Here is a 15,078-nt window from a genome sequence, read left to right as displayed (position 1 = left end):
GCAACCATCTATCCGTTGATGGCGCAATATGCCGGCTATAAAAAAAGCTAGAAACCTGTTCTAGCTTTATGCTTATTATTTTTTCGCTTTGACTGTTTTCTTTTCGACTTCTTTTTGCGTCGAATCATCTACTTTTGGTTTGATGGAAGCTTTCGATAAATGTGGTCTTCTTTTTCCAAAAGAACCGTTTGATATTTTTCCTCTTCTGGTTTTGATATCACCTTTTCCCATAGTATAAAATATTTTGGTTTTAACAATACATTATTGATAAGTTTAAATATACCATATTCCTTTTGGATTTGCAATTTACTTAATATTAAATGATTGGGAAAATTCTTTTCTGTATGTCTATTTTAAAGTTTTGGCTGATGGTATCAAAGAACAGGTTATTGGCCGGTTTATTTTCGAACAGCAGATACGGGATCTCCAGGATGTGATCTTTTAATTTGATCCGATAATAACCATAGAGCAGACCTCTGGTGGTCTGAATGGACTCAACCTGTTGTACGCCCTGAATGTCCCGGAAAATATTGAAAGTATAATTATCCGCACGAAGCTGTTCCACAAAAACCTCATTTGTTTTGGCGTTAAACCATATCTGCTGACTCTTGATCTTGCTGAAGTGATTGTTGAAAAGAAAAAGGTAACCAATTAAAAAGAAGGCGATTGGAAGCAGAAACAATACAATTTTGATTTTTACAAAGAGTAATATCGTAATGAGAATAAGTATCACACCCATAATGACATTAGAGATTGTTTTCTTGAGGGTGGATTGAATGAGTGCAGCGGGTGCTTCGATCAATTGGAAGCCCGATTTTAAATTTTTGGAATTTATGTCTTCTGATCCGGAAAAATTAAATTTTTTCCGGATCAGAAGATAAGCAGCTAGGAGAATTAGTCCAACGATCAACAATTTCATGATGCTTGGTTAATATTGTTCTTCTGCATTTGGATACTGGACAGCCTTGACTTCAGCAACATAATTGCTCACTGCTGTTGTAATCTGCTCGTGAAGATTGGCAAAATGTCGCATAAACTTGGGCTTAAAATCCGCATTCATCCCCAACATGTCATTAATGACCAATACTTGGCCATCGCAATCGGCACCTGCACCTATTCCGATTGTTGGAATATCCAATTTTTCGGTTACCGTTTTGGCTAAAGCTGCTGGAATTTTCTCCAATACAATGGCAAAACAGCCCACTTCTTGTAGGGCCAGTGCATCTTCAATAAGTTTGGCTGCTTCTTGTTCTTCCTTGGCACGGACACCAAAATTTCCAAATTTGTTAATGGACTGTGGCGTTAAACCCAGATGTCCACAAACTGGGATTCCGCCGGAAATAATCTTTTTGATATTTTCAATAATTTCAAGACCGCCTTCCAATTTCAGGGCATGGGCACCGGATTCTTTCATCATGCGTACAGCGGCGTTGTAGGCTTCGTTTGCAGAACCCTGGTAGCTACCAAAAGGTAAATCTGCCAAGACCATGGCGCGTTCAGTGCCCCGTGCAACGGCCGCTGCATGGTAGATCATATTGTCGAGCGTGATGGGTAGGGTGGTTTCATAGCCAGCAAATACATTGGCTGCAGAATCTCCGATCAGAATAACATCCACACCGGCACTGTCTACCATTTGGGCCATGGAGTAATCATAGCTGGTCAGCATCGAAATCTTCTCCTGACGTTCTTTCATTGCTTGCAGCATCGCTGTGCTTACTCTTTTTATTTCTTTGTTTACAGACATCTTAACTTATATTGTAAACCCAAAAGTAAGGTTTTTATCATACATTGGCCAATATTCTGCCTTGTGTTTTGTATTTTTGTCAAATGATACAGAATGAAACCCGTCTATTTAAATTTCCCAAATTTTCAGAATTAATAATCCATGAGGATGAAAATTTGATTGTTATAAATAAACCCCCTTTTGTCGCTTCTTTGGATGAAAGGGAGGGGGGAGAGATTAATATTCTCCGTTTGGCAAAGAAATATCATGCTGACGCTCAAGTCTGCCATCGTCTGGATAAGGAGACTTCCGGTATTTTGTTGATCGCGAAAAATCCGGAAACCTACCGTTCGATTTCCATCGCTTTTGAGAAGCGCAGAGTCAATAAGATCTACCATGCCATTATCAGTGGCACGCATACTTTTAACGATCTTGTCGTCGACCTGCCTATTTTAAACTTAGGTAATAAAAATGTATCCATTGACCGTGCAAATGGCAAGCCTGCGGAAACCATCTTTAATTCCCTTAAATATTATAAGAATTATACCTTAGTAGCGTGTAAACCGATCACTGGGCGCATGCACCAAATCCGTATTCACTTGGCTACACAGCATGCCGCAATTGTTGGGGATAGTATGTACCGCGGAAAACCTGTTTACCTGTCGCAAATTAAGAAAAGAGGCTATACTTTATCCAAGGATGAAGAAGAACAACCAATTATGAAACGTTTTGCCTTGCATGCCAAGCATGTTGAATTTGAATTGAATGGTGAACAAATGGTGTTTGAGGCGCCTTATCCGAAAGATTTTGCGACTTTGCTGAAGCTGTTGGATAAATTTGATTCTTAATCTGCCGTAAATCTTATTTATGAATCCAAAAACAAAAAAGATAATTGGCAATGTTGTGTTTGTGCTGTTCATTGGTTTATTGATATGGCCGACAAGTAGGAGTTATTTTCAACAGCTGTTGATGAAGATCGGTTTATTTAAACCGAAATTGGAAGTACCAAAACAGGTTGCGGAGCCGATTGATGCTGTAGCAAAACCTGTGAGCAACACCGTTTCTTTTGTTAATCCTTTGGGCCAAACCATTCAAGTAGCGGACTTAAAGGGTAAGGTCGTTTTTATCAACTTTTGGGCGACTTGGTGTGGGCCATGCAGAGCCGAGATGCCTTCTATTAATGTGCTTTACGATAAATTTAAGGACAATCCGAATATTGTATTTCTGATTGTGGAGATAGAGGGTGATAAAGAGAAGGCTGCTGCTTTTGTCAAGAATGAGAAGTTAACCCTGCCAATTAGTTATCCGAACAGTGATATTCCTAAAGAATGGCTTTCGGAGTCTATTCCAAGCACAGTTATTTTGGATAAGAACGGCAACTTAGCGACATGGCATGAGGGTATGGCCGATTATTCTACACCCGATGTGGCAACCTTTATTCAAGATTTAATCAATAAATAATTACGATCTATACATTAGCATGACCAGAGCAGAACTTATTCATCAAATTAAAGAGAAACGTTCGTTTTTATGTGTCGGATTGGACACAGACCTTACTAAGATTCCTGAGCATCTTTTGGATGATGAGGACCCGATCTATAGTTTTAATAAAGCAATTATAGATGCTACAGCTGATTTATGTGTCGCTTATAAACCAAATATCGCCTTTTATGAATGTTACGGACTAAAGGGATGGCAGTCGCTTCAAAAAACTTGGGCTGCATTGCCGAAAGACTGTTTTAGTATCGCAGATGCCAAACGGGGCGATATCGGAAATACCTCAGGCCGTTACGCAATGGCATTTTTTGATGAGTCAAACTCCGGTTTAGGATTTGATAGCATAACCATTGCTCCCTACATGGGGAAAGATTCGGTCACACCGTTTTTGGATTTCAAGGATAAGTGGGCTATTGTACTGGCATTAACATCAAATGAAGGCAGCCGGGACTTTCAGAATTTTGAGAATAAGGAAGGGCTTCAGTTATTTGAGCAGGTTATTGACAAAGTAAATACTTGGGGGAATATAGACAATTTAATGTATGTTGTGGGGGCGACAAGGGGAGAAGGCTTTATTAAGATTCGTGAACATGCACCGGAACATTTTCTATTGGTGCCGGGGGTAGGTGCACAGGGCGGCTCGCTAGAAGATGTTTGTAAATATGGGATGAATAGAGATTGTGGACTTTTGGTGAATAGTACCAGAGGAATTATATATGCTTCAAAAGGACGTGATTTTGCGGAACGCGCGCGTGAGGAAGCCTTGAAATTACAAAAAGAGATGGAAATTGAACTGCTAAAAGCAGGTATTATTTCCTGATTTGACATTTAATAATTCATTCGTAATACTTACCTTTGCAGCATGCCAGAAAAAATTATCATTCTAGACTTCGGGTCTCAGTACACGCAATTAATTGCAAGACGTGTCAGAGAACTAAATGTGTATTGTGAGATACACCCGTTTAATAAATTGCCAGATTTTGACGAATCTGTGAAAGGTGTTATATTCTCCGGAAGCCCCTTTTCGGTTCGACAAGAGGATGCACCTCAAATTGATTTTGTCGCTATTCAGGAGCGCTTTCCTCTTTTAGGGGTGTGTTATGGTGCACAGTACATTGCTCAACAATCAGGTGGAGATGTATTGCCATCTGAAATCCGTGAATATGGTCGTGCAAATCTGCAATTTCTCAATAGTGAAAATGAATTGTTGGCAGGTGTACCCGTACAATCTCAAGTATGGATGTCGCATGGCGATACGATTAAGGAGGTGCCAGCAAACTTTGATATCATTGCCAGTACAGATAAAGTACGCGTAGCGGCTTACCAGGTAAAAGGCACACGCACTTATGGTATACAGTTTCATCCAGAAGTAACACACAGCACGGATGGTGCCATTTTATTGAAAAATTTTGTTGTCGGGATCTGTGGTTGTGCGCAGGACTGGACTCCAGATGCTTTTGTAGATACAACCGTAGCATCATTGAAAGAACAGCTGGGTGATGATCATGTGATCATGGCTTTATCCGGAGGTGTGGATTCTACTGTTGCTGCAGTTTTATTACACCACGCAATCGGACAGAAATTACATTGTATTTTCGTGGATCATGGTTTGCTTCGTAAAGATGAATACGAGCAAGTATTGGATTCTTACAAAAATATGGGTTTAAATATTAAAGGGATTAATGCAAAAGACTTATTCTATGGTCGTTTGGCAGGAGTTTCTGAACCTGAGGAGAAGCGTAAAATCATCGGTAATTCCTTTATTGATGTGTTTGACGAAGCTGCGAAGGAAATTCAAAAAGAATTACCGGAAGGAATTGAAGCCAAGTGGTTGGGACAGGGTACAATTTATCCTGATATTATTGAATCAGTTTCGGTTAAAGGACCTTCAGCAACCATAAAATCACATCATAATGTAGGCGGTTTGCCTGATTTTATGAAATTGAAAGTTGTTGAACCATTGAAGACGTTATTTAAAGATGAGGTCAGAAGAGTTGGTAGGGCATTAGAGGTAGATCAGGCGATTTTGGGCAGACATCCATTCCCCGGTCCAGGTTTGGCCATTCGTATTTTAGGTGATATTACTGCCGAAAGAGTACGGATTGTCCAGGAAGCAGATGCGATATTTATCAATAACTTGAAAGAATCCGGTTGGTATGATAAAGTATGGCAGGCTGGTACGATCTTTTTACCTGTACGGTCAGTAGGGGTAATGGGTGACGAACGTACTTACGAGCATGTCGTGAGCTTAAGAGCTGTAGGATCGCTTGATGGGATGACTGCAGATTGGATACATCTACCATATGACCTGTTGGCAAAAATTTCAAATGAAATTATCAACCATGTGAAAGGAATTAACAGAGTTGTATATGATATCAGTTCAAAACCACCCGCTACGATTGAGTGGGAATAAAATATGGGTTGCAGCACTAGTGGCATTATGCTTAGCGAGCTGTACAACCAAAAAAAGCACAGTATTGCGTTCGCCCTCTTCTAGTCGGGGCGAACAGCAAACTGCTGTCACTAAACCAAACAGTGAGAAAGATAAACCTGCCATAAAGGTAGGTGATGTGCAAAATGTAAATGGCCATTCGGTTAAGAACAATAAAATTGCGCTGCTTTTGCCGTTTGAATTAAATAGCATCGCTAAAACGGTGACTACTGAAGACGTCGAGCGCTCTGCTCTGGCACTGGATTTTTACCAAGGTTTTCAATTAGGTCTGGATAAGATCGCTAAAGACGGGATGCTTTTTGATTTGCAGGTTATCGACTCGCGCGATAATGTTGCCTATAATGCGTCGTTGGGAACCGCGGCGGCAGTAAAGGATGCCGCGCTTGTTGTCGGACCTGTCTATCCAAGGGAAATTCGAAGTTTTGCGCAGACTTTTGCCAATAAAAATGTTCTTCAGGTTTCTCCATTGGCAGCAACGATGGCTTCAGAATTTAGCCTGCCCAACCTTGTGTCCATGACACCGTCGATACGGACACATGCTGAAACCTTGGCAAAATACGTTGCCGATCAGTATTATAATGGCGATCAGATTTTGATCTATGATGCCGGTGATGATGAGAGCAAACAGTTTTTGGTTAATTTTGCTAATGAAGTTACAAAGGCAAATGCGCAGGCAAAGATAAAAACAGTGATGAGCATCAATGAGCTCAATAATAGTCTTGTACTCGCAGGAACGAATCATGTGGTGTCCGGAACCGCTAATAAGAATCTCGTCAAAGGATTGTTGGATGCTATGGATGAGCGTTTCTTGAACCCCGGTAATCAATTCAAGTTGTATGGACATCCAAACTTTTCGAAGCTTTCTTTTGAAAATTTTGAAAATATGGACTTTTATGGCTTGACCATTACATCTTCGAGTCTGGCCGATGAATCAGATGGTGATACGAGAAAGTTTATAGCAAATTATAAATCGCTGTATAAAGTCGATCCTTCTGAGTTTTCCTATAAGGGCTACGATGCGGCTGTTTATTTTGGCCGTTTGCTCCATAAATATGGTGTTGACTATGTAAGCCATATCACCCAGGAAAAATTCTCGGGGCTCAATAGTGATTATAAGTTTGAGTTTTATCCAAAATGGGGCTATGCCAATAGAGCTTTAGGGATAATGGTCTATCACAACAGGAAATTTGAAAGAAAATAATCTTTGAATGGCTGAATTCAGTGAAAAACGTGTTTACCAACAAATACGTAATTTTGAGCGTGCAATGGATGGTTTTGAGGGACATCAGCCATTTTCACGATATTTGACGACTTTTTTTAAGGAAAATAAACAGATGGGATCCTCGGATCGGAAGTCTACTTCCCGTTTGTGCTATAACTATTTTCGTTTGGGGGCAGCGGCCCCACAGTTGTCACAGCAGCGACGACTGGTCCTTGCTGAGTTTTTATGTGAAAAAGACAGCCCATTGGTGAGCTTACTCGAACCGGCATATCTTGGAAAGCTGGGTTTATCTGTAGGCGAAAAGATTGCTTTTCTAGAATCTGAAGGACTAATAAAAAGCGAGGATCTATTTCCATTTACCGCATATTTTTCGCCCCAGATTGATACCAAACTTTTTTTGGAGAGCCAACTGGTACAACCACATCTCTATATTCGAATAAAAAGGGGTAAAAATAAAATCGTACGTGCGATTTTGGACGAAAATCAGATTCCCTATCACGAATTGGACGATCAGACTATCGCTTTAGCGAATGGTACCTCATTGCAGCGATTTTCCACATTAGAAGGACTTGTTGAAGTGCAGGATCTATCTTCACAGCGTACACTTGCATTTATGAAACCGGCGGAAAGGGAATCTTGGTGGGATGCTTGCGCAGCATCCGGGGGTAAATCTCTTTTGTTAATGGATGCCTGTCCCTCGATAAACCTATTGGTATCTGATCTTCGTATGAGTATCCTCCGAAATCTGGACGAACGATTTGACCTGGCGGGAATTAAGCATTACCGAAAGAAAATACTGGACCTGACAAAAGACCCATATCCCATATTGGGGAATGAAAAATTTGACGGGGTATTATTGGATGCACCCTGTACGGGCTCCGGGACCTGGGGGCGCACACCAGAGATGATCCGGCAGTTTAAAACCGTCAAGATCGAGGAGTTTAGCACATTGCAGAAGACAATTGCAAGTCATGTCGCCGGTTATGTGAAAGTGGGGAAGCCACTGATCTATATTACCTGCTCGATATTTAAGGCTGAGAATGAAGAGGTGGTAGATTACATCTTAAATAATTTAGGTTTTGAACTGGAAAGCATGCGTTGTCTGGATGGTTATACGGAAAGAGCGGATAGTATGTTTGTCGCCCGATTGATCAAAAAATAAGCAGATTGGCCTAGAAATATAGAAGAGCCTATTCTTTTCCTAAGAATAGGCTCTTTATTTTATCTCGACCATTGCAATTCGGACAGATCCGTTAATCGCATTTGCTTGGAATGACCAGCACCGGACAGGTAGCTTTGCGGATAACGGACTCCGATACAGAACCTGAAATAAAATGGTCGAACCCAGTTCGTCCATTTGATCCCATAATGATGAGGTCTGCCGACCATTCATGCGAAGCAGCAAGAATTTCTTCTTTGATGGATCCAATTCGATTGAAAAGATATACTTCTCCCGATTCCGTAAATTCGCGGCTTAATTTTTCAAGATATTTTTGCGCATTTTCCTGTTCCATTTCGGATACCTCCGGCACAATGATCGGTTGCTGACCCAATAAGGGATCAGCTCCAAAATTAGTCGGTGAGGTGGGCGGAATAACCGTGACGAGCGCAACTGAGGCGTTAAATACCTGAGCCATTTCCTTCGCATAGAGAATGGCTTTCTCTGAACATGGAGCATCATCGACTGCAACGAGTATTCTTTTGAATTTTAAATTTGTATTCTCCATATCTACTATAATTAATTTATCTTCGTTTTATAATATATAATCACATATTTGACAATTTTGTTTTGTTGGGCCAATGAAATATGGTATTTGTACGTTAGCTCTCGTTCCGTTGCGTGCGGAACAGGCACATCGGAGTGAGATGGTTTCCCAGGTGTTGTTTGCTGAATTATTTGAAATTCTGGAAATACAGACGGAATGGACATCGATAAGGCTGTTAGAAACAGGTTACTTGGGCTGGATTCAGAATGGTCAGTTTAGGGAGCTTGATCCTATGGAAATGGAGGAATATCTTGCCGCAGCTCTAAGACTGGTTGGCAGGGAAGGAGGCTTGCTTCTGAATGGTACGGAGCGGCTATACCTCTGCCATGGTACAAAGCTCTATTTAGCTGAGGGAGATCGGTTTCGGGTAGCACAGCTGGATATGACTTACCAAGGCAGTATCAACTCTTTTTCTGGGGCTGATTTTGAAACTAAAGTTGCCGAACTGGCCATGAGCTATAAGGATACACCCTATTTATGGGGTGGACGTTCTCAGTGGGGAATAGACTGTTCTGGTTTTTCGCAGTTGATCTATAGCTGTTTTGGCATAACTCTGCCTAGGGATGCGTATCAGCAAGCAGAACTTGGGGAGACAGTTGATTTTATTTCGGAAATTAAAGTGGGGGATTTAGCTTATTTTGACAACGCGGATGGACGGATTACTCATGTGGGCATTATGCTGGATCGGGATACTATTATTCATGCCTCAGCGAAAGTACGTATTGACCGAATGGACAATGAAGGCATTTTTAATCAGGAACTAAATCGCTATTCCCATAAATTGCGAATTATTAAACGCTATACCTAATGATCAAAAAAGGCTATAAGTATCAGTACCTATAGCCTCTTTCTTTCTTATCAACTACCGATTAGAAATGGAACTGTACACCTAAAGTTGGTGCTAAAGAGTTCGCATCTAAACCAAATGTATTTGTTGTGATATCGTTGGTTTTATCTTTGTTATAGTTATAGTATAAACCTCTAACTTTTAATTCGATACCAATTTTACTTGTTGGGAAGTACGCCAATCCTGGTGCTAATTCAACCCCATAGTTTTCGAATTTGTTTTTTGTTTCAACGTTATTTGATTCAGCTGTCACTTTTCCCCATGACATTGGTACAGATAATTGAGCAAAGAATCTTAATGGACCATTAGCAGAGTATTTTCTGACGAATGGAGCTACTTGAAAAGCATCAACTTTAGTACTGTGGTTTTTGTCAACTTCGTTTTTGCTCCAGTTGTAACCAACGCCAGTACCTACTGCCCAGTTGTCACTAACGAAGTAACCAACAGTTGGATTGATAGAAAATGAATTATCTTTGCGGTCTGTATCTTTAACTTTAGAAGTTTCGAAGCCAACTTGACCACCAACCATAATTTTTCCTTTTTCAGTTTGTGCGTTTGCTGCAATTGTTAAACCTGCAATGGCAGTTAATGTAAGTAAAACTTTTTTCATGTCTTTTTTATTTAATAGTTTGTTCTGATGAGCCAGTAATTACTTTCTGACTTTTTAAATTCATTAGTCAAATATCGTAAAGTTATTTTATTTTATTGTCACTATATTGTCTAGATATTTTACCAAAATCGTAAATGATAGTGGTTCAATTGATTAAATTTTATGCTTTTTTTTATAGATTGCTTATTGTTTTAACAATGTCTGAAGAGTGTTGACTTTTTGTAACTATTTGTCAATTTGACGTAAGAAAGCAAAAAAAGAGTCCTATATCAATTGATATAGGACTCTCCACGCGTTGTTTAAATCCGACTTTTTATTCGAAATATTCTTTTATGCGTTCAAAGAATGACTTCTCACTTTTACCGGGCTGCGGTTTGAAGTTCGGTGATTCTTTGAGTTTATTTAATAGTTCTTTTTCTTCGTTGGATACAGCTTTTGGTGTCCAGATATTCACATAAACAAGTTGATCCCCCTTGTGGTAGGAATTGACCTCGGGAATACCTTTTCCTTTTAGACGTAATATTTTGCCCCCCTGCGTTCCGGGTTCAATTTTTATTTTGGCTTTTCCGTCAATTGTAGGTACTTCTACACTAGTACCTAATGTAGCGTCCACAAAATTGATGTACAGATCATAAATGACATTTAGGCCATCACGTTTTAAGCTTTCGTGAGGTACTTCTTCGATTAATATGATTAGGTCTCCCGGAATACCGCCCCGTGGAGCTGCGTTACCTTTACCGCTCATTGAGAGCTGCATTCCTTCGCTCACACCTGCTGGAATATTGATCGCAATTGTTTCTTCACCGCGTTCTAATCCTTCACCTCGGCAAGTTGTACATTTTGCGGTAATTTCAACACCTTCGCCATTACAGGTAGGACAGGTGCTGGTGGTTTGCATTTGTCCCAAGATGGTGTTGGTCACTCTGCGTACTGATCCTGAGCCACCACAGGTTTTACAGGTATGGAAAGACGATTTATCTTTTGCTCCTGTGCCCTCACAACTATGACAGGAAACTTGTTTATTTACTTTAACCTTTTTCTCAACACCTTTAGCGATTTCTTCAAGAGTCAATTTAACTTTAATGCGTAAATTGCTTCCACGCGCTACGCGACGTCCTCCACGTTGACCTCCGCCGCCACCTCCAAAGAAGCTTTCGAACGGATGTCCACCACCAAAAATATCACCGAACTGACTGAATATATCGTCCATATTCATTCCGCCGCCACCACCGTAGCCACCACTTGCTGAATTACCGGCGTGGCCAAATTGGTCGTAGCGCTGACGTTTTTGTGGATTGCTCAAGATATCGTATGCCTCAGCAGCTTCCTTAAATTTTTCCTCAGCTTCATGATCACCGGGATTTTTATCTGGGTGATATTTAATCGCTAATTTGCGATAAGCTGATTTAATCTCCTTCTCGTCCGCTGAACGCGCGACACCAAGTATATCGTAATAATCTCTTTTTGACATCGTCTTACTATTATTGACCTATAACTACTTTCGCGTGACGGATCACTTTGTCACCTAGGTAGTACCCCTTTTCGATAACGTCCACTACTTTATTTTTTAAATCTGCCGTTGGTGCTGGAATAGATGTAATAGCTTCCTGCAATTCAGGGTCAAATGCCTGACCGATCGTTTCCATTTCTTTTAACCCCAATTGAGACAATGTCTGTCTTAGTTTGTTGTTAACGATATCCATTCCCGTTTTGACAGATGCCACATCTGTTGCAGTTTCCATGGCATTTAAGGCACGGTCAAAATCATCTAAGGTAGGTAATAACTTTCCGATCACATCTTTACCGGCTGATTGAATCAATTCAACACGCTCTTTGCTCGTACGTTTTCGGTAATTGTCAAATTCAGCAGATAGACGAATGTATTTATCCTTTGCCTCTGCCAATTCGGCTGCCAGCTTCTCTTCAGGAGACAATTCTACCTGATTTTCCGAAGGCTGCTCCTGTTGATCAGAAGAATTAGTTTCTACTTGATCTTGACTCTCATCATAATAATTATCTTGCTCATTCATATCTTCAATGCTAAAATAGATTCAAAAATTTACTATACCTTCCTTTGTCAAAGTTTTTGCCAAACAATAAAATTCCGACAGCTTGTCAGATTTTATCAAAAAAGCCTAACAATTTGTCGGAATTTGTAAAAATGTCTTTTTAACTGTCAGTTTTTCGTTTAGATGCTGACATCATCCTGTAGAATACCGTCCCCGGTTTTGATAATCCGGGATGGCATATTGCGAATAATGGTATAATCGTGGGTAGCCATTAAAATTGCAGTTCCAGAATTGGCAATGTCACGCAGTAAAAGGACAATTTCCTCCGACGTTGCCGGATCCAGATTACCCGTAGGCTCATCCGCCAAAATGATCTCCGGATTATTCAGTAGTGCACGAGCAATAACGATCCGTTGTTGCTCACCACCTGAAAGTTCATGGGGCATTTTCTTTAATTTGGAACGGAGTCCGACTTTTTCCAAGACGTCCAAGATACGTGCATCGATCATTTTTTTATCTTTCCAGCCCGTCGCCTTTAAGGCAAACTCCAAGTTCTTTTCGATCGTCCGGTCTGAGAGTAAATGAAAATCCTGAAAGACAATTCCCAATTTCCTGCGTAAATAGGGGACATCATTTTCATGAAGTTTCTTTAAATCAAAGCCAGCAATCATTCCTTCGCCATTGCCGATATACAAATCGCCATAGATGATTTTTAATAAACTACTTTTTCCACTGCCAGACTGTCCGATAAGGTAGAGAAACTCTCCTTTGCCGATACTTAAATTGACATTGGATAATACCAGATGTTTCTGTTGAAAGATATCAACGTTCTTTAATGTAATTACTTTATTTTCAATCATGGGCGTTAAAACTCTAATTTTTTAATTTGGCCAAAAGGCATTTCTTTGACCAATTGCATGATATATTCTGCCTTTTCTCCTAATCCGATCTTATCAAGAGACTTGTCAGGCCGATCCACTCTAAAATATGCCAACAAGGTGAAGGCATCATCTCGCAGCTGCACATAGTCGGGAATTTTGGCGACACCTCTTACTTTAATGATATACATGATTTCAAAGTTAGTATTTTTAATGCAATTTCCGTACTACGAAATTAACCGAAGCTTACTGATTTGCAAATAAGAAGTCTAAGGTATTTATCCCATCTGCATAATCATCTAAAGCAGGACACTGACTTTCACCAAAATGAAAAACTGGCGACTGAATGTTCAATTGCACTTCCGAGACCACACATTGGATATTTTCAGCTTGTTGATTCAACTCGTTTTCGACATCTCCAAGGCTGTCGTATTCTCCATAATAAACGACAGATAGCGGAGATGCTGTACGCTCATCCCGTTTGAGCAATAGAAAACCATTGTCAAAATGTTTGTCTCCATTGATCAAATAGATGGATTTATTGTAGTCGTAATTGTTATTGTATTTATAGTGGTCAGCCACATCTTTAAAATCTGCTATTCCTTCAAAAAAATGGGAAACATTATAGCCTTTCGGAACAAAAATTTTGGAAACGGAACGACAGCCGAGTCCGAAATAATCGAAGATGTCGTGCCCCAAAGCCTGTAGTTGTGCAGCGGATTCCGTACCGGTAATAACGGCAACACTATTTCTGTTGCGTCGGATAATATGCGGCTTAACTCCAAAATAATAATCGAAGTAACGGGCCGTATTATTTGATCCGGTCGCAATGACAAGGTCGAAGTCTTTGAGTTTATCTACGATTTCAAAAGCTGTTTCAAAAGCGGGTTCGATTTGTTTTAAACGATTGAGTACATAGGTTGTTAAACCAGCGTCATCTGAGGATACTTTAATTTTTGCCTTAAATCCGCTGATTAATACACAAAGGATATCATGAAAACCAACCAGTGGAATATTTCCGGCGAGAATTAAGCCTACTGTTTTAGCCGACTCGCTATCCGGATAGTCCTGTAACCAGTAATTGAGCTGTTCTGCCGTTAAGTTGGAAGTAATCGCATGTAGGGCATTTTCAACATTTTTTACGGTATACCAAGGGTTTTTATGTTGCGCCAGTTGAATGATCTGAATAAGATCTTCAGGCTGCTTTTTCAACAGTTCACCCAGTTTTACAAACGCATTTATTCGTTGTTGCTTTGTCAAAATATTAAATTTTTAAAAGATGAATACACAAATTTGTGTTATATTTGTGCTGTTAACATTAATCAACGTGAATCAACTAGCCTTATTGTACAATCAGACTTTGTTTTCATATTGATAATGCAAAAATAGTTTATTTATCATAATTGTGAGGTTATAAATGGCGATTAAAATTACAGACGAATGCATTAACTGTGGTGCTTGCGAACCAGAATGCCCAAATAATGCAATATACGATGCTGGTGTAACTTGGAAATTCTCAGATGGGACTGCTTTAGATGGTGTTATAGATTTTGGTGATGGCGTTACGCTCGATGCGAATGAATCACAGGAAGCGATCTCAAATGAAGTCTATTATATTGTTTCGGATAAATGTACGGAGTGTGTAGGTTTCCACGATGAGCCGCAATGTGCGGCTGTTTGTCCGGTAGACTGTTGTGTGGATGACGAAGATGTACGCGAGTCTAACGATGAGCTATTAGCGAAAAAAGCTTGGTTACACGCGGAATAATTTTTTGATTCCGTTAAAATATAAAGCAGGGTAAGAAATTATCCTGCTTTTTTTATGCTCCTGCATTTCTGAGAAATCGGTATTTTGTTGTGAAACAGTGGCCGTTTAAATAATAATATTTGCAAAAGCATAGGATTTTTTTATTTTTGTTCTTTTGACCATTAAAATCTTTTAAATGTTAAAAACCAAAATAGGGTACATCACCCTGATCACAGTTACATTAGCTTGTATCATTGCTGTATTATACGAATTTGATGTTGTAGGCTTTTCGCATGAATTTCTAATGGCTGTCCGTTGGATAGTTGC

At 39.9% G+C, this 15,078-nt stretch carries 18 protein-coding genes; 8 read left to right on the top strand and 10 right to left on the bottom strand.

Going from position 1 to position 15,078, the window contains the following annotated elements:
• Nucleotides 1–75 precede the first annotated feature (75 nt).
• The 3 genes from B4G94_RS15610 to panB form a co-directional block, all read right to left on the bottom strand.
• Nucleotides 76–231 carry a 30S ribosomal protein THX gene (locus tag B4G94_RS15610; protein ID WP_108631992.1) on the bottom strand — a complete coding sequence of 52 codons (156 nt, stop codon included), beginning with the start codon at nucleotides 229–231 and terminating at the stop codon, nucleotides 76–78.
• A gap of 85 nt (nucleotides 232–316) precedes the next feature.
• Nucleotides 317–919 carry a hypothetical protein gene (locus B4G94_RS15605; RefSeq protein WP_286859972.1) on the bottom strand — a complete coding sequence of 201 codons (603 nt, stop codon included), beginning with the start codon at nucleotides 917–919 and terminating at the stop codon, nucleotides 317–319.
• Nucleotides 920–928: 9 nt separating this feature from the next.
• On the bottom strand, nucleotides 929–1,744 hold the full coding sequence (gene panB / locus B4G94_RS15600; RefSeq protein ID WP_108631990.1) for a 3-methyl-2-oxobutanoate hydroxymethyltransferase: 816 nt from the start codon (nucleotides 1,742–1,744) through the stop codon (nucleotides 929–931).
• An 83-nt stretch (nucleotides 1,745–1,827) separates the two neighbouring features.
• On the opposite strand from panB, the gene B4G94_RS15595 reads away from it, so the two are divergent.
• From B4G94_RS15595 to B4G94_RS15570, 6 genes are read left to right on the top strand one after another with little or no spacing between them, the layout of a single operon-like run.
• Nucleotides 1,828–2,571, top strand: a complete 744-nt coding sequence (locus B4G94_RS15595; protein WP_286859971.1) for an RluA family pseudouridine synthase — start codon at nucleotides 1,828–1,830, stop codon at nucleotides 2,569–2,571.
• A 19-nt stretch (nucleotides 2,572–2,590) separates the two neighbouring features.
• Nucleotides 2,591–3,184: a TlpA family protein disulfide reductase gene (locus B4G94_RS15590; protein ID WP_286859970.1), complete on the top strand. Its 594-nt coding sequence runs from the start codon at nucleotides 2,591–2,593 to the stop codon at nucleotides 3,182–3,184.
• Nucleotides 3,185–3,203: 19 nt separating this feature from the next.
• Entirely contained in the window at nucleotides 3,204–4,040 is an 837-nt protein-coding gene (gene pyrF, locus B4G94_RS15585) for an orotidine-5'-phosphate decarboxylase (protein WP_286859968.1), read from the top strand.
• A gap of 42 nt (nucleotides 4,041–4,082) precedes the next feature.
• The gene (gene guaA / locus B4G94_RS15580) at nucleotides 4,083–5,633 is read left to right on the top strand and encodes a glutamine-hydrolyzing GMP synthase (protein ID WP_286859966.1); all 1,551 of its coding nucleotides are present in this window, start codon (nucleotides 4,083–4,085) and stop codon (nucleotides 5,631–5,633) included.
• The gene (locus B4G94_RS15575) at nucleotides 5,590–6,873 is read left to right on the top strand and encodes an ABC transporter substrate-binding protein (RefSeq protein WP_108631985.1); all 1,284 of its coding nucleotides are present in this window, start codon (nucleotides 5,590–5,592) and stop codon (nucleotides 6,871–6,873) included. Before guaA ends, B4G94_RS15575 begins: the two co-directional genes overlap by 44 nt.
• A 7-nt stretch (nucleotides 6,874–6,880) precedes the next feature.
• Nucleotides 6,881–8,056: an RsmB/NOP family class I SAM-dependent RNA methyltransferase gene (locus B4G94_RS15570; RefSeq protein ID WP_286859963.1), complete on the top strand. Its 1,176-nt coding sequence runs from the start codon at nucleotides 6,881–6,883 to the stop codon at nucleotides 8,054–8,056.
• Nucleotides 8,057–8,147: 91 nt separating this feature from the next.
• Here the strand turns inward: B4G94_RS15570 and B4G94_RS15565 are convergent, their stop codons facing one another.
• Nucleotides 8,148–8,621 carry a universal stress protein gene (locus B4G94_RS15565; protein ID WP_165306602.1) on the bottom strand — a complete coding sequence of 158 codons (474 nt, stop codon included), beginning with the start codon at nucleotides 8,619–8,621 and terminating at the stop codon, nucleotides 8,148–8,150.
• Between the two features lie 73 nt (nucleotides 8,622–8,694).
• Here B4G94_RS15565 and B4G94_RS15560 point away from each other — a divergent pair, with 73 nt between their 5' ends.
• A complete protein-coding gene (locus B4G94_RS15560) occupies nucleotides 8,695–9,468 on the top strand; it encodes a C40 family peptidase (protein ID WP_286859961.1) in 774 nt (257 codons plus the stop codon).
• 61 nt (nucleotides 9,469–9,529) lie between these two features.
• Here B4G94_RS15560 and B4G94_RS15555 read toward each other — a convergent pair whose 3' ends face one another.
• From B4G94_RS15555 to B4G94_RS15530, 6 genes are all read right to left on the bottom strand, one after another.
• Nucleotides 9,530–10,117, bottom strand: coding sequence for an outer membrane beta-barrel protein (locus tag B4G94_RS15555; protein ID WP_108631981.1), 588 nt, complete (start codon nucleotides 10,115–10,117; stop codon nucleotides 9,530–9,532).
• Between the two features lie 313 nt (nucleotides 10,118–10,430).
• Complete coding sequence (gene dnaJ / locus B4G94_RS15550) at nucleotides 10,431–11,588, bottom strand: molecular chaperone DnaJ (RefSeq protein WP_165306603.1); 1,158 nt, start codon at nucleotides 11,586–11,588, stop codon at nucleotides 10,431–10,433.
• 10 nt (nucleotides 11,589–11,598) lie between these two features.
• Complete coding sequence (locus tag B4G94_RS15545; RefSeq protein WP_108631979.1) at nucleotides 11,599–12,147, bottom strand: nucleotide exchange factor GrpE; 549 nt, start codon at nucleotides 12,145–12,147, stop codon at nucleotides 11,599–11,601.
• Nucleotides 12,148–12,305: 158 nt separating this feature from the next.
• A complete protein-coding gene (locus tag B4G94_RS15540; protein ID WP_108631978.1) occupies nucleotides 12,306–12,986 on the bottom strand; it encodes a cell division ATP-binding protein FtsE in 681 nt (226 codons plus the stop codon).
• 5 nt (nucleotides 12,987–12,991) lie between these two features.
• Entirely contained in the window at nucleotides 12,992–13,195 is a 204-nt protein-coding gene (locus B4G94_RS15535; RefSeq protein ID WP_108631977.1) for a fructose-6-phosphate aldolase, read from the bottom strand.
• 55 nt (nucleotides 13,196–13,250) lie between these two features.
• Nucleotides 13,251–14,264: an acyl-CoA reductase gene (locus B4G94_RS15530; protein WP_286859957.1), complete on the bottom strand. Its 1,014-nt coding sequence runs from the start codon at nucleotides 14,262–14,264 to the stop codon at nucleotides 13,251–13,253.
• A gap of 157 nt (nucleotides 14,265–14,421) precedes the next feature.
• On the opposite strand from B4G94_RS15530, the gene B4G94_RS15525 reads away from it, so the two are divergent.
• The gene (locus B4G94_RS15525; RefSeq protein ID WP_046672889.1) at nucleotides 14,422–14,772 is read left to right on the top strand and encodes a 4Fe-4S dicluster domain-containing protein; all 351 of its coding nucleotides are present in this window, start codon (nucleotides 14,422–14,424) and stop codon (nucleotides 14,770–14,772) included.
• Nucleotides 14,773–15,078: the final 306 nt, after the last annotated feature.

The organism is Sphingobacterium sp. UBA7625 (assembly GCF_002484085.1).
Lineage (GTDB): Bacteria > Bacteroidota > Bacteroidia > Sphingobacteriales > Sphingobacteriaceae > Sphingobacterium > Sphingobacterium athyrii.
The sequence above is the reverse complement of the archived record's forward strand: the minus strand, read 5'-3'. Positions and strand labels throughout refer to the sequence as shown.

Bases quoted from the DNA above. Each gene is read 5' to 3' on its own strand.
- B4G94_RS15605 (WP_286859972.1), bottom strand. From the start codon at position 919: ATGAAATTGTTGATCGTTGGACTAATTCTCCTAGCTGCTTATCTTCTG.
- guaA (WP_286859966.1), top strand. From the start codon at position 4,083: ATGCCAGAAAAAATTATCATTCTAGACTTCGGGTCTCAGTACACGCAA.
- B4G94_RS15540 (WP_108631978.1), bottom strand. From the start codon at position 12,986: ATGATTGAAAATAAAGTAATTACATTAAAGAACGTTGATATCTTTCAA.
- dnaJ (WP_165306603.1), bottom strand. From the start codon at position 11,588: ATGTCAAAAAGAGATTATTACGATATACTTGGTGTCGCGCGTTCAGCG.
- B4G94_RS15525 (WP_046672889.1), top strand. From the start codon at position 14,422: ATGGCGATTAAAATTACAGACGAATGCATTAACTGTGGTGCTTGCGAA.
- B4G94_RS15555 (WP_108631981.1), bottom strand. From the start codon at position 10,117: ATGAAAAAAGTTTTACTTACATTAACTGCCATTGCAGGTTTAACAATT.
- B4G94_RS15595 (WP_286859971.1), top strand. From the start codon at position 1,828: ATGATACAGAATGAAACCCGTCTATTTAAATTTCCCAAATTTTCAGAA.
- B4G94_RS15565 (WP_165306602.1), bottom strand. From the start codon at position 8,621: ATGGAGAATACAAATTTAAAATTCAAAAGAATACTCGTTGCAGTCGAT.
- B4G94_RS15570 (WP_286859963.1), top strand. From the start codon at position 6,881: ATGGCTGAATTCAGTGAAAAACGTGTTTACCAACAAATACGTAATTTT.
- panB (WP_108631990.1), bottom strand. From the start codon at position 1,744: ATGTCTGTAAACAAAGAAATAAAAAGAGTAAGCACAGCGATGCTGCAA.
- B4G94_RS15545 (WP_108631979.1), bottom strand. From the start codon at position 12,147: ATGAATGAGCAAGATAATTATTATGATGAGAGTCAAGATCAAGTAGAA.
- B4G94_RS15590 (WP_286859970.1), top strand. From the start codon at position 2,591: ATGAATCCAAAAACAAAAAAGATAATTGGCAATGTTGTGTTTGTGCTG.
- B4G94_RS15610 (WP_108631992.1), bottom strand. From the start codon at position 231: ATGGGAAAAGGTGATATCAAAACCAGAAGAGGAAAAATATCAAACGGT.
- B4G94_RS15575 (WP_108631985.1), top strand. From the start codon at position 5,590: ATGATATCAGTTCAAAACCACCCGCTACGATTGAGTGGGAATAAAATA.
- B4G94_RS15560 (WP_286859961.1), top strand. From the start codon at position 8,695: ATGAAATATGGTATTTGTACGTTAGCTCTCGTTCCGTTGCGTGCGGAA.
- B4G94_RS15535 (WP_108631977.1), bottom strand. From the start codon at position 13,195: ATGTATATCATTAAAGTAAGAGGTGTCGCCAAAATTCCCGACTATGTG.
- pyrF (WP_286859968.1), top strand. From the start codon at position 3,204: ATGACCAGAGCAGAACTTATTCATCAAATTAAAGAGAAACGTTCGTTT.